This window comes from Streptomyces olivaceoviridis, assembly GCF_014650115.1.
Lineage (GTDB): Bacteria > Actinomycetota > Actinomycetes > Streptomycetales > Streptomycetaceae > Streptomyces > Streptomyces olivaceoviridis.
On the sequence record NZ_BMUI01000002.1, the window covers coordinates 529,320 to 547,364 of the forward strand.

General features: G+C 70.5%; 14 protein-coding genes. 5 read left to right on the forward strand and 9 right to left on the reverse strand.

The window, feature by feature from the left end; translation table 11 throughout:
- Positions 1-84: 84 nt before the first annotated feature.
- Positions 85-1,647 (reverse strand): DUF4192 domain-containing protein, encoded by a 1,563-nt coding sequence (locus tag IE273_RS06110; protein ID WP_189814095.1) that lies wholly within the window; start codon positions 1,645-1,647, stop codon positions 85-87.
- Positions 1,648-1,789: 142 nt separating this feature from the next.
- On the opposite strand from IE273_RS06110, the gene IE273_RS06115 reads away from it, so the two are divergent.
- The gene (locus IE273_RS06115) at positions 1,790-3,955 is read left to right on the forward strand and encodes a RecQ family ATP-dependent DNA helicase (RefSeq protein WP_189814096.1); all 2,166 of its coding nucleotides are present in this window, start codon (positions 1,790-1,792) and stop codon (positions 3,953-3,955) included.
- Positions 3,956-4,471: 516 nt separating this feature from the next.
- Positions 4,472-5,092: a hypothetical protein gene (locus IE273_RS06120; RefSeq protein WP_189814097.1), complete on the forward strand. Its 621-nt coding sequence runs from the start codon at positions 4,472-4,474 to the stop codon at positions 5,090-5,092.
- 601 nt (positions 5,093-5,693) lie between these two features.
- On the opposite strand, the gene IE273_RS06125 is transcribed toward IE273_RS06120, so the two are convergent.
- The 3 genes from IE273_RS06125 to IE273_RS06135 form a co-directional block, all read right to left on the reverse strand.
- A complete protein-coding gene (locus IE273_RS06125; protein ID WP_189814098.1) occupies positions 5,694-6,326 on the reverse strand; it encodes a hypothetical protein in 633 nt (210 codons plus the stop codon).
- Between the two features lie 68 nt (positions 6,327-6,394).
- Positions 6,395-7,096 carry a ribonuclease HII gene (gene rnhB, locus IE273_RS06130; protein WP_189814099.1) on the reverse strand — a complete coding sequence of 234 codons (702 nt, stop codon included), beginning with the start codon at positions 7,094-7,096 and terminating at the stop codon, positions 6,395-6,397.
- Positions 7,097-7,177: 81 nt separating this feature from the next.
- Positions 7,178-7,801, reverse strand: coding sequence for a TetR/AcrR family transcriptional regulator (locus tag IE273_RS06135; RefSeq protein ID WP_189814100.1), 624 nt, complete (start codon positions 7,799-7,801; stop codon positions 7,178-7,180).
- Between the two features lie 185 nt (positions 7,802-7,986).
- On the opposite strand from IE273_RS06135, the gene IE273_RS06140 reads away from it, so the two are divergent.
- Positions 7,987-9,537 carry an MFS transporter gene (locus tag IE273_RS06140; RefSeq protein WP_189814101.1) on the forward strand — a complete coding sequence of 517 codons (1,551 nt, stop codon included), beginning with the start codon at positions 7,987-7,989 and terminating at the stop codon, positions 9,535-9,537.
- A gap of 364 nt (positions 9,538-9,901) precedes the next feature.
- Here IE273_RS06140 and IE273_RS06145 read toward each other — a convergent pair whose 3' ends face one another.
- The 3 genes from IE273_RS06145 to IE273_RS06155 form a co-directional block, all read right to left on the reverse strand.
- On the reverse strand, positions 9,902-10,807 hold the full coding sequence (locus tag IE273_RS06145) for an ADP-ribosylglycohydrolase family protein (RefSeq protein WP_058082174.1): 906 nt from the start codon (positions 10,805-10,807) through the stop codon (positions 9,902-9,904).
- Positions 10,808-10,819: 12 nt separating this feature from the next.
- Entirely contained in the window at positions 10,820-11,479 is a 660-nt protein-coding gene (locus IE273_RS06150) for a histidine phosphatase family protein (RefSeq protein ID WP_189814102.1), read from the reverse strand.
- Between the two features lie 148 nt (positions 11,480-11,627).
- Positions 11,628-12,233, reverse strand: coding sequence for a YdbC family protein (locus IE273_RS06155; protein ID WP_189814103.1), 606 nt, complete (start codon positions 12,231-12,233; stop codon positions 11,628-11,630).
- A 155-nt stretch (positions 12,234-12,388) separates the two neighbouring features.
- Here IE273_RS06155 and IE273_RS06160 point away from each other — a divergent pair, with 155 nt between their 5' ends.
- Positions 12,389-12,922, forward strand: coding sequence for a TerD family protein (locus IE273_RS06160; RefSeq protein WP_189814104.1), 534 nt, complete (start codon positions 12,389-12,391; stop codon positions 12,920-12,922).
- 73 nt (positions 12,923-12,995) lie between these two features.
- On the opposite strand, the gene IE273_RS06165 is transcribed toward IE273_RS06160, so the two are convergent.
- Both IE273_RS06165 and nrdR read right to left on the reverse strand, forming a co-directional pair.
- Positions 12,996-15,890, reverse strand: coding sequence for a vitamin B12-dependent ribonucleotide reductase (locus IE273_RS06165; protein WP_189814105.1), 2,895 nt, complete (start codon positions 15,888-15,890; stop codon positions 12,996-12,998).
- Between the two features lie 165 nt (positions 15,891-16,055).
- The gene (gene nrdR, locus IE273_RS06170) at positions 16,056-16,607 is read right to left on the reverse strand and encodes a transcriptional regulator NrdR (protein ID WP_189814106.1); all 552 of its coding nucleotides are present in this window, start codon (positions 16,605-16,607) and stop codon (positions 16,056-16,058) included.
- A 564-nt stretch (positions 16,608-17,171) separates the two neighbouring features.
- On the opposite strand from nrdR, the gene lexA reads away from it, so the two are divergent.
- On the forward strand, positions 17,172-17,951 hold the full coding sequence (gene lexA, locus IE273_RS06175) for a transcriptional repressor LexA (RefSeq protein WP_058082171.1): 780 nt from the start codon (positions 17,172-17,174) through the stop codon (positions 17,949-17,951).
- The last annotated feature ends 94 nt before the right edge of the window (positions 17,952-18,045 follow it).

The window sequence follows — 18,045 nt, forward strand, 5'->3', positions numbered from 1 at the left end:
CGGAGATGCCTTTGCTCAGGCCCGGTGGACGGGTGGCCGTTCCCCTGCGGGCCGGCACCTGTCCGGGCTCACACCGGTCGGCGCTCACCCGTTCTCCTCGGGCTGCGGACGCCCGGTGTCCGAACGGGCGCCACCGGTGGAGGCGTCGCCTGGACCCGCCGCACGCGTGCGCGTGGTGATCGGGCCGCGGGTGCCGGGCCTGGAGGTCCCGGTGGCGGACGGCCGGGGGCGGGTGTCGGCCGGCCTCCGTCGGCCTCCCTTCGCGCGAGCCGTCTGACGGCCTTCGTCGCCGTCCGCGGTGCGCGCACGGCGCCGTCGTTGCCTGCCCGGCCGGGAGGCGGGCTCGGCGCTCTGGTCGTCCGCCTGGATGCCGGCTGCGGGTGCCGGAGCATGGGTCTGCGGGGGTTCGGTGAGGGTGGTCCGCGGTGCCGGGTCCGTTCGCTCCGTGGTCCCCGGCGTTGTGTGCCGTGCGGTCTCCGTGCGCAGGCAGCGGCGGACCGCCTCGGGGTCGAGCCCCTCGTTGCAGGCCTGGTGCAGCAGGCGGGCGAAGAGGTAGTCGGGATCGGCGGCCAAGGCCATGGCCAGCGCTTCCCGCGCCTCCAGTTCGTCCCCCATGGACCAGGCGACCCAGCCCGCGAGGGTCAGTGGTGCGGCGGCGTGCTCGCCGTAGGGCCCGACGCAGCGGCGGGCCAGGGCGCGCCAGAGCCGGAGCGCCGGACCGGCCTCGTCCCCCTCCATCCAGGCGGCTGCCCTGTCGCGGGTCGTACGGTCCTGGAGCCCGAGGATCAGGGTGGCCGCCTCGTCGTCCGCGAGGAGGTTGTCGTCGCGCACGTCCGCCGGATGCGCGCCGGAGACCGGAGCCGCGGTGCCGTAGCGGCGAATGATCCGCTCGGCCAGGTCTAGAGTCTCCTGCGCCACCTCCTGACGGGCTGTCTCGTCCAGGAGGCGGGGCACCAGGCTCATGCCGGCCGTGTCCAGGGCGATCTCCTGTTCCAGCGCCGCGCTGGTCTCCCAGGGCTGCAACCGGGCGCGCAGCTCCCGCAGTGTGCCGCGCACCTGGATGCCGGCGTAGGTGGCCGCCGCGGCGAGCACGGACGTGCCGGGAAGGCCCATCGGCGAGCCGTCCTCGGGGCAGCAGCCCTTGACCGGGCAGCAGTACGACCAGAAACGGCCGTCGGAGATGCACAGGGCTTCGATGACCGGCACGTCGAGGTTGCCGCACTCGGTGCGCATCAGCTGTGCCAGCCTCTCCAGCCGCAGTTTGACGTCCCGGCCGGACTCCCCCGGGCCCGGTTCCTGGCAGACGTAGGCCACCATCCGCTCGGGCCGGGCGCCGCGCCGCTCGCTGCCGGTGACCAGACCGCGGGCCAGCTGCCGGGCGGCGGCCTCCCAGTCCTCCTCGGTCGCGGGGATGCCGAGCCGGGCCCGGCCGCCGAACCTGCCCCGGCGGCCCGCGTGGTCGTGCAGGGCGACGAGCACCATGCTGTCCTCCGGGCGGTAGCCGAGGAGGTAGGGCAGGGCGTCGGCCAGCTCGGCCGGGGTGCGGAGCGTGACCTGCGTGGCGTGGTCCGCGGATGTGGCCGCCGGTTCCTGCCCCGAGATGTCGTTGCTTTCGAACGGTCCGGTGGTTTCGCTGTGATTCGTCATGCGCCGACGATCTCGCGGATCTTGAGATTCCGGTTGAGCCTGTGGATAACTCGAATCAGGGACACGACAAAGCCTTCCGCGTTGTCCACAGCCTCGGCTCGGGCCCGCCCGTTTGTCGGTGCCGTCCTGTTGTATGGGACGCATGGAGCACACGAGCAACGCGGATCTCCGGGCGCAGGCGGACGCCGTCCTCGCCCGGCTCGTCGGGGATGCCACGGGCGCGGCCCGGCTGCGCGAGGACCAGTGGCGGGCGATCGAGGCACTGGTCGCGGACCGGCGCCGGGCCCTGGTCGTACAGCGCACGGGATGGGGCAAGTCCGCGGTGTACTTCGTGGCGACCTCGCTGCTGCGGGCCAGAGGAAGCGGGCCCACGGTGATCGTCTCGCCGCTGCTCGCGCTCATGCGGAACCAGGTGGATGCCGCCGGCCGGGCCGGTATCCACGCCCGGACCATCAACTCCGCCAACACCGAGGAGTGGGAGGCCGTCCAGGCCGAGATCGCGGCGGGCGACGTCGACGTGTTGCTCGTCTCGCCGGAGCGGCTGAACAACCCGGACTTCCGTGACCAGGTCCTGCCCAAGCTGTCCGCGGCCACCGGTCTGCTCGTCGTGGACGAGGCCCACTGCATCTCCGACTGGGGCCACGACTTCCGCCCCGACTACCGCCGGCTGCGCACCATGCTCGCCGACCTCCCACCCGGGGTCCCCGTACTGGCCACCACCGCCACGGCCAACGCGCGAGTGACCGCGGACGTCGCCGAGCAGCTCGGCACGGGGGGCACGTCCGATGCCCTGGTCCTGCGCGGGCCGCTGGACCGGGAGAGTCTGAGCCTCGGCGTGCTGCGGCTCCCGGACGCCGCGCACCGGATGGCCTGGCTCGCCGACCATCTGGACGACCTGCCGGGCTCCGGCATCGTCTACACGCTCACCGTGGCCGCCGCCGAGGAGGTCACCGCCTTCCTGCGGCAGCGCGGGCACGCCGTCGCCCCGTACACGGGCAAGACGGAGAACGCCGAACGGCAGCAGGCCGAGGACGACCTCCTCGCCAACCGCGTCAAGGCCCTGGTCGCCACCTCCGCGCTCGGCATGGGCTTCGACAAGCCGGATCTCGGTTTCGTGGTCCATCTCGGCTCGCCCTCCTCCCCCATCGCCTACTACCAGCAGGTCGGCAGGGCCGGCCGTGGTGTCGACCACGCGGAGGTACTGCTGCTGCCGGGCAAGGAGGACGAGGCGATCTGGCAGTACTTCGCGTCGCTGGCCTTCCCCGCCGAGGATCTGGTCCGGCGCACCCTGGACGTCCTGGCCCGGGCGGACGGCCCTCTGTCGCTGCCCGCACTGGAACCCCTGGTCGAGCTGCGGCGCTCACGCCTGGAGACCATGCTGAAGGTCCTCGACGTGGACGGAGCGGTGCGTCGCGTCAAGGGCGGCTGGATCGCGACCGGACAGCCGTGGTCCTACGACGCCGACCGCTACGCGTGGGTGGCCCGGCAGCGCGCGGCCGAACAGCAGGCGATGCGCGAGTACGCGACCACCGCCGAGTGCCGGATGGAGTTCCTCCAGCGCCAACTGGACGACGAGGGCGCCAAACCGTGTGGCCGCTGCGACAACTGCGCCGGACCGCGCTTCACCTCCGGTCTGTCCCCGGCGGCCCTCGACGCCGCGCGGAGCGACCTGGGCCGCGCCGGAGTGGAAGTGGAGCCCCGCCGCATGTGGCCGACCGGCCTGCCGGCCATCGGCATCGACCTCAAGGGACGCATCCCGGCCGGGGACCAGGCCTCGCCCGGGCGGGCGCTGGGGCGCCTGTCCGACATCGGCTGGGGCAACCGCCTGCGTCCGCTGCTCGCGCCCCAGACGCCGGACGCCACGGTCCCCGACGACGTGGCGCGAGCTGTGGTGGACGTCCTGGCCGACTGGGCCCGAGGTCCCGGCGGCTGGGCCTCCGGTGCGCCCGACGCCCCGCCCCGGCCCGTGGGCGTCGTCACCGTGGCCTCGCGCAGCCGGCCCCGGCTGATCCACTCCCTGGGCACCCGGATCGCCGAAGTCGGCAGACTGCCCCTGCTCGGCTCGGTGGAGTACGCCAGGGACGCTCCCCGCTCGCCACGCAGCAACAGCGCGCAGCGACTGAAGGCCCTCGACGGCGCGTTGACGGTGCCGCCCGACCTGGCGTCGGCACTCGCCGCGTCGAACGGTCCGGTGCTGCTGGTCGACGACTTCACGGAGACGGGCTGGACGCTCGCGGTCGCGGCGCGCCTGCTCCGGAAGTCCGGGGCGCGCGGAGTGCTGCCGCTGGTCCTCGCGGTGCAGGGGTGAGCGACGTGCCGCGGACCACTTCTCACCGTACCGAGGTGACCGACATGCCCCGGACCGCTTCTCGCCGTCCGGGGTCAACCGACGTGCCGCCACTACGTCTCGCCTTCCACGGGTGAGCGAAGTGCCGCCGCCGCTTCTCGCCGTCCCGCGAGACCGGCGTGCCGCCGCCCGCTCTCGCCTCCCCCGGGCTGAGCGACGTGTTGCCGCAGGACTCCACGGCTCAGGGAGGACCTCACTGCTCAGGGAGGACCGCGCGGCTACTCACGGTGGCCCGGCGGGCGGCGGCCGGGCACCTCAGGCGTCATCAGCCGAACCTTTGGGTAGGGATATAAGCCACGCACCACCAGATAACAGTCGGCGGTGCCAATTGCTCGTTGCCGCAGCCAAGTTCGACAGGAAGAATTGAGGTCCGCTCCCCGCACGGCTCGTCCGTGATCCGGTTGGGCTCCGCTGCGGTGCGCGCTCCCCCGAATCCGACCTCGCCCGCAGTGTGGGCGCGTAGCCGAAGGGAGGAACGTGACCTTCGGATTCGCCTCGTCTTCGGCGGCCTCGTTGTCGACGTCCACGTCCGCCGCTTCCGCCAGTCGCCTGCTGGAGCCGGCCGAGTGGGCCGCTGCCGGGATCCCTCTGCTGCGCAACCCCCGTGAGGTCGTCAGCGGGCTGCATGCCCGCCATCACCCGAAGCCGCTCACGGCGATCGTGGCGGTTCTCGACCCGGACGAGCGGCTGCGGGCCAGCGCCTCGTTCACACGCCGTCCGGCTGCCGCCGACGGCTGGATGTTCCGCAACGCGCTGCTGGCCCAGTTGCGCCGGGTGATTCCGCACGACCTCCGCCGCCGCACTCCTGTGCGCACGGCCGTCCTGCTCTACTGCCGCGAGGGTGACGCGCGTTGGACCGAGGAGGACGGCGCCTGGATGTGGGGACTGCGCGATGCCTGCACACTGCACGGGCTGCGCTGCGGGGCGTACATCACGCTGACGCATGACGGCTGGCAGGTGCTCGGCGAGGGGCGCGGCGGACGCCGGCCCAACGCGCACTCGGCTCCCGAGCCCTTCGCCACGGCGGAGGCTCCGCCGCTCATACCGCGCACCGGTGGCCCGGTCTCAGAGGTGCTGCGCCGGGCTGCGGCTCGCTGAAGTTCGCCGAGCAGCGCTGCGCCGGCGGTACGACGGTTCATGCCGCCGACCTGGCTGTACGAACGCCACCGAATGCTGCGACAGCCGGGGTGTCCGATCGCCGCGACCGACCGGGCTCGGCTGCACGAGCACCAGAACCAGCCGGGCAGCACAGACGGAACGGACGGCCGGGCTGCCCGAAGCACGTGGCCGGCCGGTAGCCGGTGCCCGGTGTGCGATGCCCGTGCCGGGCCGTCGTCTGTCGCGAGCGGTGCCGAGAACACACGTGGGCGCAGGCGTTGGTCCGGGGGTACGAGATCGGCTCCGGCCAGATCAACTCCGGTAGCAACCCCGGCGCGGTCGCCTCGGCCAGGGCCACGGCACGGCCACGGCCACGGCCACACAGGGAGAGCGCTCCCGCCGGCCCGGCATGCGCCCGCGCTGTCGCGACCCGGTCAGGCGTGCCGGCCCTCCGCGTCCCGCTCTCCAGCGGTCCTTCGGAGAGCCGCCCCGTCAGCGGTGCTGCCGCGGCCCACACGCGAGCATGCCAAAAGCCGCACCGTGCGGACTCCGCCGGAGCGGCCACCTCGGCACCCCGGTGACCCGGGGTGCCGGACACGGCTCAGACGCCGGCGCCCAGCACCGAGTTGATCTGCTGCGGGTCGCCGCAGACGATCAGCAGGGCACCGGCCCGGGAGTGGGCCAGCGGAAGGGCGGTGGCAGCGACGGAGACGGGTCCTCCGTTGACGGCCACGACGACCACCGGGCGGGACACGGCGCGGGAGGCGACGGCGGCATCCGCGTAGAAGACGTCGTCACCGGCGTCGTGCTGCGCCCAGTAGGACGTCTCACCGAAGGACAACTCGTGTTCGGCCCACGGGTGCTGGGCACCAGTGGTGATCACGAGCACGTCGCCGGGGGCGCGGCCCGAGTCCAGGAGCAGGTCCACGGCCTCCTCGGCGGCGTCGAGCGCGCCCTCGGCCGAAGCCGGGATCAGCTGGATCTGCGGGCTCGCCGCGGTGGCGGCGGGAGCGGCCGGGCCGGAAGGGCCAGGCGTGGCCGGAGCCACGTCACGCGGCGTGCGCTGCACCGGCGGCGTGGGCCGCAGAGGGCCGGGACGACCGGGGCGGGACGGAGCCGCGGGACGGGGGCCGGGTACGGGGCGTGGGGTCGGCGCGGTACGGCCGCTGGCCGGAGTGGCGCGGGGACCCTGGGCACTCTCGTGAATCTGAGGCTCCTCGGGAATGAGAGGCATGAGCTGATATTTATCAAACGTTGGTGCGGCGCGGATGGCCGGGTGGCACATCAGTGCGAGCGGAACCGTCAGAAATCGAGAACGAGCTGACCCTCGATTTCCGGAACGCTTCCGTCCGCCCAGCTGCGGACCTTCTTGAGGTGCCGCCACTGAGGCAACGCATCAAGATACGCCCACGACAATCGGTGGTGCGGGGTGGGCCCCCACTCCTCCAGTGCGGCCTTGTGCACGGGCGACGGATACCCGGCGTTGTCCGCGAATCCGAAGTCTGCATGGTCGATACCCAGTTCGGCCATCATTTTGTCGCGCTGGACCTTGGCGATCACCGACGCCGCCGCGACGGCCACACACGATCGATCGCCCTTGATCACCGTGCGTACCTGCCAGGGGTCGCCGAGGTAGTCGTGCTTCCCGTCGAGGATCACGGCGTCGGGGCGGACCGGCAGCGCGTTCAGAGCGCGGACCGCGGCGAGCCGCAGCGCGGCCGTCATCCCCAGGTCGTCGATCTCCTCCGGGGAAGCATGCCCCAGTGCATAGGCCGTCACCCATGACTGCAGGATCAGAGCGAGTTCCGTACGGCGCTTGACCGTCAGCAGCTTGGAGTCGGTCAGCCCCTCGGGCGGGCGGCGGAGTCCGGTGATCGCCGCGCAGACGGTGACGGGCCCGGCCCAGGCGCCGCGCCCCACCTCGTCGACACCGGCAATGACCTTCGCTCCGGTCGTGGCGCGCAGGGAGCGCTCGACGGTGTGAGTAGGTGGTTCGTACGGCATGGCGCCCTTAGCGTACGCCGCCGGGATCGCCTCGCGACACCCCGGTCGTCCGGCCGGCACCGGGAGTGCCGACGCGGCGGGTCAGGTCTCGTAGGGCCGCAGCAGCGGGAGCATCAACTGGTCGATCATCTCTTCGAGATCTCGATCGCTCCATTCGCTCGCGCACATCTTCGATCGGTACATCATCATGGCCGGGACGGCATCGAAGACGTACCCGTTGGCCGCGTCCGGCCGGACCTCTCCTCGCTCTATGCCCCGAGTGATGACCTCCCGAAGCAGCTTGACGGTCGGCTCCACCACGGTCCCGAAGATCACCCCTTCGAAGCGCCCCGCTTGCACGTGATCGCACTCGTGAATCACTGAACGCAGTGCGACTCCGGGCCGCGAGTACATGATCCGCCGTACCTGCCGGCACAGGGTGAGCAGGTCCTCGCGCACGCTCCCGAGATCCGGGGCCTTCTCGACCCGGGGCAGTCCGGACACCAGGGCGTCGGCGACCAGATCCTCCTTGGAGGGCCAGCGGCGGTAGACCGCGGCCTTGCCGGTCTGGGCGCCGGCCGCGACGCCTTCCATGGTCAGGCCCTTCCAGCCGACCGTACTGAGCTGCTCCAGAGCGGCGTCCAGGATCGCGCGTTCCAGCACCGCACCGCGCCGACGAGGGGAAGCCGTCCGGTCAGGGGCGGCCGTCCAGCGCGAGGTAACCATCAGTGTTTCTCCAGCATGCAAGGGAAGCGGGGGTTCCGGGGGAAGTGGCGCCGCGCCGCAGCAACAGGGGGACGCGGAACGTGGCGCACGATTAAGTGAACGCTTGCGTTCACTGTTGGGGACTCACTACCGTGGACGCACAAGTGAACGCGAGCGTTCACTAAAGCCTGTATGGGGGACCCACAGTGACGACCTCTCATCTGCTCAAGGACGATCAGAAACCGGGCGTGGCCCGCCGGGAGGGGCATCCCGGCATCGCACTCACCGTCATCGCGGCTTGCCAACTCATGGTGGTACTCGACGCGACGATTGTGAATATCGCGCTCCCGCACATTCAAGAGGCCCTCAAGTTCAGCACCACCGACCTGACGTGGGTGGTCAGCGCCTACACGCTCACCTTCGGTGGTCTGCTGCTGCTCGGTGCGCGGGCCGGCGACATCCTCGGCCGCCGCCGGGTGTTCATGGCCGGCATCCTGCTGTTCACCTTCGCGTCGCTGCTGGGCGGTCTGGCCCAGGAACCCTGGCAACTGCTGGCCGCGCGGGCTCTGCAAGGCGTGGGGGGCGCGATCGCATCGCCCACCTCGCTGGCGCTGATCACCACGACGTTCCCCGAAGGCCCCGAACGGAACCGGGCCTTCGGAGTCTTCGCCGCCGTCTCCGCGGGCGGTGGCGCCATCGGCCTGCTCGCGGGTGGCATGCTCACCGACTGGCTCGACTGGCGGTGGGTGCTGTTCGTCAACGTGCCCATCGGTGTGCTGATCGCCTCGCTCGCACCGCTGTACATCAACGAGTCCGAGCGGCATCCGGGACGCTTCGACCTCACCGGCGCGCTGACCTCCACGGTCGGCATGGCGTCGCTGGTGTACGGGTTCATACGCGCCGCGGAGGACGGCTGGCGGGACAGCCTCACCCTGGGGTCCTTCGGCGCGGCCGTGGTCCTCCTGTTCGCCTTCGTCTTCACCGAGATGCGGGCGAAGGAGCCGATCACCCCGCTCAGGATGTTCGCCGACCGGAACCGCTGGGGCACGTACGTGATCATGCTGTGCCTGGCCGCGGCGATGTTCGGCATGTTCTTCTACATCGTGCTGTTCGTGCAGAACGTGCTCGGCTACAGCGCCATCAAGGCCGGTCTCGCCTTCCTCCCCGTGACCGCCGCGATCGCGGTGGGGGCGGGCCTGTCCCAGCGCCTCCTGCCGGTACTGGGCCCCAAGCCGTTCATGATGGGCGGTTCCGCGCTGGTGGTCATCGGGCTGGTCTGGCAGACCTTCATCCGGCCCGACAGCACCTACGTGGGCGGGGTGCTGGGCCCCATGCTGGTGTTCGGCTTCGGCATGGGCCTGAACTTCGTGACGGCCACCGTCACCGCCGTGTCGGGTGTGGCCCCGCACGAAGCGGGAGCGGCTTCCGGGCTCCTCAACGCGATGCAGCAGGTCGGCGGTTCGCTCGGGCTGTCCATCCTGACGACCGTCTTCGGATCCGCCAGCACGGACGAGGCGAAGAAGCAGTTGCCGAAGTTCCTCGCCGACGCCTCGCCGGAGCAGAAGGCGCAGTTCGCCAAGACGCACCGTCTGCCCGCGCCCTGGGGCCACGACGTGCTCGCCCACGGCATCTCCACGGCCTTCATACCGGCCGCGGCGATGGCCGCGCTCGCCTTCCTCACCGCTTGGCTGGTGCTCAGGGTCCGCAAGGGCGACCTCGACTCCCTCGCGGGCACGGCGGGGCCGCACCTCGGCTGATCCGGGCCGGGCCGCGCGATGCCGCGGCCGACCGGATCGTCGCCTGGGGACCGACGGCGCACGCGAAGATCCGGTCGGCCGCACCACGGCCACCAGTGCCCCGGACAAGGCGAGGAACAGGAAGAACAGAGCCGGAACCAGCTTCAACACAGGCGCCGGCGGGGCGAACGCCATCTCCCACCCCTCCGTCCCTCTTCGTCATGGTCACGGCTCCGCCCGCCCACCCGACCACGAACGAGATGGACGGCGGATACCGGAAGAACGGGCGGCGGTCACGCAGAGTTCCCGATAGGCACGCAGAGTTTCTGATCGTCGACGTGAAGCCGGCGAAGGCCGCCAGGCGGAAGGCGTCGGACGGAGGCCGTCAGCTCCCCGCGGGCACCCAGTCCGGCAGTGCCTCGGTGTGCCGCACCCACTCCGCGGGCGGCGCCCCTGCCTCGGCCGCGGCCAGCACGCCTCCCACGATCGCGCAGGTCGTGTCGACGTCCCCACCGACCTGGGCGGTGGTCCAGAACGCCGATGTGTAGTCGCCGAGGCAACGCGCGGCGGACCAGAGGGCGAAGGGAACGGTGTCATGGGCCGTCGTACGGCGCCCGCAGCCCAGGACCGCGGCGACGGTGGCGGCGTCGCCGTAGTCGAGCATGTCGCGGGCGCGGCGCAGACCCTGGCCGACCGCGCTCTTCGGGACGAGCGCGATGACGCCGTCGAGCAGTGCCTCCGGGGCGGGCGGACCGTCGGGCGAGCCCACCATGGCTGCCGCCGCGGCCACGGCCATGGCCCCGACCACGGCCTCCCGGTGCTGGTGCGTGGTGTAGGCCGAGATCTCCGCCTGATGGGTCGCCTGCTCGGGGTCGTCCGCGTACCAGGCGCCCAGAGGCGCGATCCGCATCGCCGCGCCGTTGCCCCAGGACCCCTGGCCGTTGAAGAGCCCGGCGGCCAGCCGGCGCCAGTCCTCGCCTTCCCGGACGAGGCGCAGCAGCCGGTTGACGGCGGGGCCGTAGCCCCGGTCGAAGTCGTGGTGCTCGGCGAAGGAGCGGGCGAGCGCGTCCTGGTCGATGCGGTGATGGGTGGCGAGAACGGCGACCACGGAGCAGGCCATCTCGGTGTCGTCCGTCCACTGCCAGGGGCCTGCGGGCAGCTCGCGGCGCTTCAGCAGGGGGTGGTTCGCGGGAACGAAGAACTGGGAGCCCAGCGCGTCCCCCACGGCCAGTCCCCGCAGGCTCGCCAGGGCACGTTCCAGGCGTACGAGGGAAGAGGAGTCAGCGGTCATCGCCTTGCCACTCTATCCGTTCGCCCAGTACCGCACCGGTTCCCGCCAGCGCCCGAAGGGCCGGTCGAGTGCGTATTTGCCGTCCTCTCCCAGGACGAGCATCCGGATCTCGGCGTTCCCGGGGTTGGACAGTGACTCGAATTCGGCGACCGTCCAGTGGAACCAGCGCATGCAGAACAGCCGCATCGCCAGCCCGTGGGTCACCAGAAGGACGTTCGGCGGGTGATCGGGGGCCTCGAAGCTGCGGAACAAGCTCTCCAGGAAGCCGCCGACCCGGTCGTACACGTCGGCGCCGGACTCGCCCTGCGGGAACCGGAAGAAGAAGTGGCCGTACGCGTCCCGGTAGGCCTTCTGCAAGCGCACGTCGTCGCGGTCCTGCCAGTTGCCCCAGTCCTGCTCGCGCAGTCTGGGCTCCTCCCGGACCCGTATGAGATCGGGGTCGAGGTGGAAGGCGCGGAGCGTCTCGTGGGTGCGGCGGTAGGGGGAGACGTACACGCTCACGCGTTCCCGGCCGAAGACCTCGCGGAGCCGCTTGCCGGTCTCCTCGGCCTGCCGCCAGCCGCGCTCGGTCAGCGCGAGAGCGTGGTCGGGCTCGCGCTCGTACACGGAGTCGTCGGCGTTGCCCGTGGACTCGCCGTGCCGGACAAGGACGATACGCCGTGGTCGTGCCATGCCGAAACCCTAGTTCGAACCACGGAGAGTCGAGCACTCATGGGGTCCTCTACGGCGTAGGTCACATGCCGGCCGTGTCCGGGGCCGCTTCCGCACGAGCCGCACCGGGGCGGTTTCGGGCGGTGCGACGGTTCGTCGGACCACTGCGTCAGACCGTCCAGGACGGCTCCAGGTCCACGATGTCACCGGAGAGCGCCGCGATGTCCGCCTCGGTCTGGGCACGCAGGGCGAGGCGCTCCACACGCTCCGTGCGGTACTTTCCGTGCTCGGCCGCCGACCGCCACATCGAAAGGATCAGGAACTCCTGCTCCGGAGCCTCCGCGAACATGCCGCGGATCATGCCGGGCGAACCCGCCATCGCGGGATTCCAGACCTTCTCCTGCATGAGCGTGAAGTGCTCCACGCGCTCCTCATGGATACGGCACAGGGCCACGCGGATCAGATCGGCGTCGGTGAACCGCGGCTCGAATCCCGTCTTCACGTCGAAGCGGTACTCGAACAACTTGACCTGGGCGTCCTTGAACGTGCCGGACTGGGCGGCGGCCAGGCGGTCGTGGGAACGGGCCATGAAGGAGTCGTAGAAGGCACGGCTCTCCCAGAAGGTGAAGATGTGCGCCACCCCCGCCCGCTGCCGGCTCCAGCCCCCGCCCTGTCCCCGAAAACCCGGCTCCCCCGGAAGCCCCGCCCATTTTCGCTGTCCCCGCTCGAACCCCCGGCGGTCCACCACGGTGCAGCGAATCCACTTGACCAGCACGGCGCCATCGTAAGGCCATGGGGCGTGGCGTCGGTCACGCTCCGGCGGAGATCGCCCGCGCACACGCCCCCGCGCGCGTGGGACGATGGGCGGCAAGGGACCCCGACCGACGGGAAGTTGGGGTCGAGCGAGCCACAGGGGGAAGGGAAGGCCTGGTGACCGGCTTCAGCAAGGGAATCCGCAAGGTCGAGGTCGCGCTCAAGTGGGACCCCAGTCCGGCGGGTCGGCCGTCGACGGATCTCGACATCGTCGCCGCGACGTTCCTGTCGGGCGACCCGTACGGGGATCCGGCCTATCTGGTGCACTTCGACAGCCGCTCGCCGGACGGCACGATCCTCCTCAACCGGGACAGCACGGACGGCAAGGGCTTCGGCTGGGACGAGGTGATGACGCTCGAACTGGACCGCCTCAGCGACCGCTACGCGCGCGTGGTGGTGGGTGTCGTCATCCAACAGCGGTCCGGGCACAAGACGTTCGCCCACGTGCTGAATCCCGCCGTACGCATCCGTGAGGGGTACACCGTGCTCGCCGAGGACGGCTTCGCGTCGGTCCTCGGGTCGACGGCCGCCACGATCGCCGAGTTCGTCCGGGACGACTCGGACGAGTGGACGTTCCGTCCCGGCGTGCGTGGCTTCGACGAGGACCCGGCCACCTTCACCCGGGTGATGGGCAGGGCCCACCCGTCCTGAGCGTCCCGGGACCCGTACGGGTGAGGGGCGCCGGCCCTAGGCCGGCGCCCCTTACTTCAGGAACGGCGTGTCATCAGCTGCAACCGCTGGTCGAGCCGCAGCCCTCGCAGATGTAGCAGGAACCGGCCCGCTGCATCTTCGTACCGCAGGAGAAGCACAGCGGGGCGTCCGCCTGGATGCCCAGCTGCATCTCCACCAGCTCCGCGCTGGTGTGCGCCTGCCGCGGCGCGGGCTTGGCCGCCTCGGCCTCGGCCTTCGGCGTGGCGACCGCCTTCAGCTCCTGAGCGCGGGGGGCGGACTGGGCCAGGCCCTCGACGTCGACCTCGTCCTCGGCCGGCTCGTAGGAGCCGGTCTCCAGGTGCCGCTGACGCTCCTCGGCGGAGTGGATGCCGAGCGCGGAGCGGGTCTCGAACGGCAGGAAGTCCAGCGCCAGACGGCGGAAGATGTAGTCGACGATCGACTGCGCCATCCGGACGTCCGGGTCGTCCGTCATGCCGGCCGGCTCGAAGCGCATGTTGGTGAACTTCGAGACGTACGTCTCCAGCGGCACGCCGTACTGCAGACCGACCGAGACGGCGATGGAGAACGCGTCCATCATGCCCGCGAGGGTGGAGCCCTGCTTGGACATCTTCAGGAAGACCTCGCCGAGACCGTCGTCGGGGTAGGAGTTGGCCGTCATGTAGCCCTCGGCGCCGCCGACGGTGAAGGACGTGGTGATGCCGGGACGTCCCTTCGGGAGGCGCTTGCGGACCGGGCGGTACTCGACCACCTTCTCGACCGCGGCCCGGATCGTCTCCTCGGCCTTCTCGGTGACCTCGGCCTTCTCCTTCTCCTTGGTCTTCGCGGAGAGCGGCTGGCCGACCTTGCAGTTGTCGCGGTAGATCGCGAGCGCCTTGACGCCCAGCTTCCATGCCTCGAAGTAGATCTCCTCGACCTCCTCGACGGTCGCCGTCTCCGGCATGTTGACCGTCTTGGAGATGGCGCCGGAGATCCACGGCTGGATCGCGGCCATCATGCGGACATGACCCATCGGGGAGATGGCGCGCTCGCCCATGGCGCAGTCGAACACCTCGTAGTGCTCGTGCTTGAGGCCGGGGGCGTCGATCACGTTGCCGTGCTCGGCGATGTGGGCGACGATCGCCTCGATCTGCTCCTCCTGGTAGCCCAGGCGGCGCAGGGCCTGCGGGACGGTGCCGTTGACGATCTGCATCGAGCCGCCGCCGACCAGCTTCTTGAACTTCACCAGCGCCAGGTCGGGCTCGACACCGGTGGTGTCGCAGGACATCGCGAGGCCGATGGTGCCGGTCGGCGCGAGGACGGACGCCTGGGAGTTACGGAAACCGTTCTTCTCACCGAGACGCAGGACGTCCTGCCAGGCCTCCGTGGCGGCGGCCCACACCGGGGTGTCCAGGTCGTCCATGCGGACGGCGATGCCGTTGGCGTCGGCGTGCTGCTTCATGACGCGGTTGTGGGCGTCGGCGTTGCGGGCGTAGCCGTCGTAGGTGCCGACGACCGCGGCCAGCTCGGCGGAGCGGCGGTAGGCCGTACCCGTCATCAGGGAGGTGATGGCGCCGGCCAGGGCGCGGCCGCCGTCGGAGTCGTAGGCGTGGCCGGTGGCCATCAGCAGGGCGCCGAGGTTGGCGTAGCCGATGCCGAGCTGGCGGAACGCGCGCGTGTTCTCGCCGATCTTCTGGGTCGGGAAGTCCGCGAAGCAGATCGAGATGTCCATCGCGGTGATGACCAGCTCGACGACCTTCTGGAAGCGCTCGGCCTCGAAGGACTGGCTGCCCTTGCCGTCGTCCTTCAGGAACTTCATCAGGTTCAGCGAGGCCAGGTTGCAGGACGTGTTGTCCAGGTGCATGTACTCGCTGCACGGGTTCGACGCGGTGATCCGGCCGGACTCGGGGCAGGTGTGCCAGTTGTTGATGGTGTCGTCGTACTGGATGCCCGGGTCGGCGCAGGCCCAGGCGGCCTCGGCGATCTTGCGGAACAGGGCCTTGGCCTCGACCTCTTCGATGACCTCACCGGTCATGCGGGCACGCAGGCCGAACTTGCCGCCGTTCTCGACCGCCGTCATGAACTCGTCGTTCACGCGGACCGAGTTGTTGGCGTTCTGGTACTGGACGGACGTGATGTCGTCGCCGCCCAGGTCCATGTCGAAGCCCGCGTCGCGCAGGACGCGGATCTTCTCCTCTTCCTTGACCTTGGTCTCGATGAAGTCCTCGATGTCGGGGTGATCGACGTCGAGCACGACCATCTTGGCGGCGCGGCGGGTGGCGCCACCCGACTTGATGGTGCCGGCGGAGGCGTCGGCGCCGCGCATGAAGGAGACCGGGCCGGAGGCGTTGCCGCCGGAGGAGAGCAGCTCCTTGGAGGAGCGGATGCGGGAGAGGTTCAGGCCGGCGCCGGAGCCGCCCTTGAAGATCATGCCCTCTTCCTTGTACCAGTCGAGGATCGACTCCATGGAGTCGTCGACGGACAGGATGAAGCAGGCGGAGACCTGCTGGGGCTGCGGGGTGCCCACGTTGAACCAGACGGGGCTGTTGAAGCTGAAGATCTGGTGCAGGAGGGCGTACGCCAGCTCGTGCTCGAAGATCTCGGCGTCGGCGGGCGAGGCGAAGTACTTGTAGTCCTCACCGGCCTTCCGGTACGTCTTCACGATGCGGTCGATCAGCTGCTTGAGGCTGGTCTCGCGCTGCGGGGTGCCGACCGCGCCCCGGAAGTACTTGCTGGTGACGATGTTGACCGCGTTCACCGACCAGAAGTCGGGGAACTCGACGCCACGCTGCTCGAAGTTGACCGAGCCGTCGCGCCAGTTGGTCATGACGACGTCACGGCGCTCCCACGACACCTCGTCGTACGGGTGCACTCCGGGGGTGGTGTGGATGCGCTCGATACGCAGTCCCTTGGTGGCCTTGGCGCCCTTCGCTCGGGAACCTCGTGCCGGACCGCTCGCCGTCTCTGTCATGCCGCCTCCCTGTACGGGCAAAAACGCCCTGAAGTACCCATTTGTTCCTATGGGCACGTGTTTCTGTCATGTGCTGCGGGCACCCTCAGCTGCCACCCGCAACAGGTCTTCGTTCGCCGCCTCCCGGCCGGAACCCGGTTCTCCTCCCGGTTTCCGGCCCTCCGGTCAGTCGGCGGCGCGGGCGGGCACGGGGACCTGAGTGGTCCCGCCGGGCCCGCGACCGTCTTCCTGGCTCCCCGTTACCGCGTCTTCCCCGTTCGCGGCGGGGCCTCCCGTCGTCTCCCTCAGCTCCGCGATGGCGGCCTCGAAGTCGTCGAGCGAGTCGAACGCCCGGTAGACGGAGGCGAACCGCAGGTAGGCGACGAGGTCGAGCTCCTGCAACGGACCGAGTATGGCCAGACCCACGTCGTGGGTGGTCAGCTCGGCGCTTCCGGTCGCACGCACCGCCTCCTCGACCCGCTGGCCGAGCTGGGCGAGCGCGTCCTCGGTGACAGGCCGTCCCTGGCACGCCTTGCGCACACCGTTGATGATCTTGGTGCGGCTGAAGGGCTCGGTGACCCCGGACCGCTTGACCACCATGAGCGAGCACGTCTCCACGGTCGTGAAACGACGGGAGCAGTCAGGGCACTGGCGGCGCCTGCGGATGGACGTGCCGTCGTCGGTCGTACGGCTGTCGACCACACGGCTGTCGGGATGCCTGCAGAAGGGGCAGTGCATGTTCTCCAACCCTCCTCACAGCAGACTCGTCAGCCTCGCCGGACCCACAGGCCCCGCGAAGCAGCCCTAAGCATAGGCGATGGCCGAGGCGTCTCAGACCCGGGGGACCACAACTTCTGGGCTGCGGTAGCCATCCAACCACTAGATGTGGGGATTGGCTCATACAGCGAGGCAGCTACGCGTGTCGCGCCGGAAGGGCGGCCCCGAGCGCCGCAGGCGACCGGCGAGGACACGCGGGCGCCGGGCAGTGCCGCCGCGACGCCTTGCGGGGATACCGTGGGCGGCACAAGGAGGAAGCGTGGCACTCCCGCGCAGAAAGGACCCCGGATCCCGGACTGCGGGATTCCGGATGGCAGACTGGGGCACGGCCCACGAGGCCTGCGCATCCCGGCGGTGAAGAGTACAACAATGGGCGCTTTTGTCCGCCAAGTGTCGCGTTAGCAATACACCCAGACACACGATCGCGTCAGGCGAAACGCACTTTTTCACTCGAACGTGTGTTTGGCGCAACCTTTCGAAAGCAACTACCGTTGTCCAGCAGGGAGACCATCGAGAGGGGCCGACGTGACCACCACCGCAGACAGTGCCACCATCACCGCCCAGGACCGCTCCTTGGGCCGAGTCGAGCCGGTACACGCGATGAACGAAGCCACGAATCCCGAGGGACACAAGCGCTCCCTGCCGGGCCGACCTCCAGGCATCCGGGCGGACAGCTCCGGCCTCACCGACCGGCAGCGCCGGGTGATCGAGGTCATCAGGGACTCCGTACAGCGGCGCGGTTACCCGCCGTCGATGCGGGAGATCGGCCAGGCCGTCGGCCTCTCCAGCACGTCCTCGGTCGCCCATCAGCTGATGGCGCTGGAGCGCAAGGGCTTCCTGCGCCGCGACCCGCACCGCCCGCGCGCGTACGAGGTGCGCGGATCCGACCAGGCCGTCACCGTGCAGCCCACGGACACCGCAGGCAAGCCCGCCGCGTCGTACGTCCCGCTGGTCGGCCGCATCGCCGCCGGTGGCCCGATCCTGGCGGAGGAGTCCGTCGAGGACGTCTTCCCCCTCCCCCGCCAGCTCGTCGGCGACGGCGAACTGTTCGTCCTCAAGGTCGTCGGCGACTCGATGATCGAGGCGGCGATCTGCGACGGTGACTGGGTCACCGTCCGCCGCCAGCCGGTCGCCGAGAACGGCGACATCGTCGCCGCCATGCTCGACGGCGAAGCCACCGTCAAGCGCTTCAAGCGCGAGGACGGCCACGTATGGCTCCTCCCGCACAACGCGGCCTACGAGCCGATCCCCGGCGACGACGCGACCATCCTCGGCAAGGTCGTCGCCGTACTGCGCCGCGTGTGACAGCCGCGGCGGGCGGGCCGGTCGGCTCGCTCCCTGACCGGGCCCCGGAACCCCTGCGCCGGTTCCGGGGCCCTGCGTATGTCCGGAGCCGTGC

Coding starts and splice junctions, on each gene's coding strand:
- IE273_RS06165 (WP_189814105.1), bottom strand. CDS start 15,890: ATGACAGAGACGGCGAGCGGTCCGGCACGAGGTTCCCGAGCGAAGGGC.
- IE273_RS06115 (WP_189814096.1), top strand. CDS start 1,790: ATGGAGCACACGAGCAACGCGGATCTCCGGGCGCAGGCGGACGCCGTC.
- IE273_RS06150 (WP_189814102.1), bottom strand. CDS start 11,479: ATGGCACGACCACGGCGTATCGTCCTTGTCCGGCACGGCGAGTCCACG.
- rnhB (WP_189814099.1), bottom strand. CDS start 7,096: ATGCCGTACGAACCACCTACTCACACCGTCGAGCGCTCCCTGCGCGCC.
- IE273_RS06125 (WP_189814098.1), bottom strand. CDS start 6,326: ATGCCTCTCATTCCCGAGGAGCCTCAGATTCACGAGAGTGCCCAGGGT.
- IE273_RS06135 (WP_189814100.1), bottom strand. CDS start 7,801: ATGGTTACCTCGCGCTGGACGGCCGCCCCTGACCGGACGGCTTCCCCT.
- nrdR (WP_189814106.1), bottom strand. CDS start 16,607: ATGCACTGCCCCTTCTGCAGGCATCCCGACAGCCGTGTGGTCGACAGC.
- IE273_RS06145 (WP_058082174.1), bottom strand. CDS start 10,807: ATGACCGCTGACTCCTCTTCCCTCGTACGCCTGGAACGTGCCCTGGCG.
- IE273_RS06110 (WP_189814095.1), bottom strand. CDS start 1,647: ATGACGAATCACAGCGAAACCACCGGACCGTTCGAAAGCAACGACATC.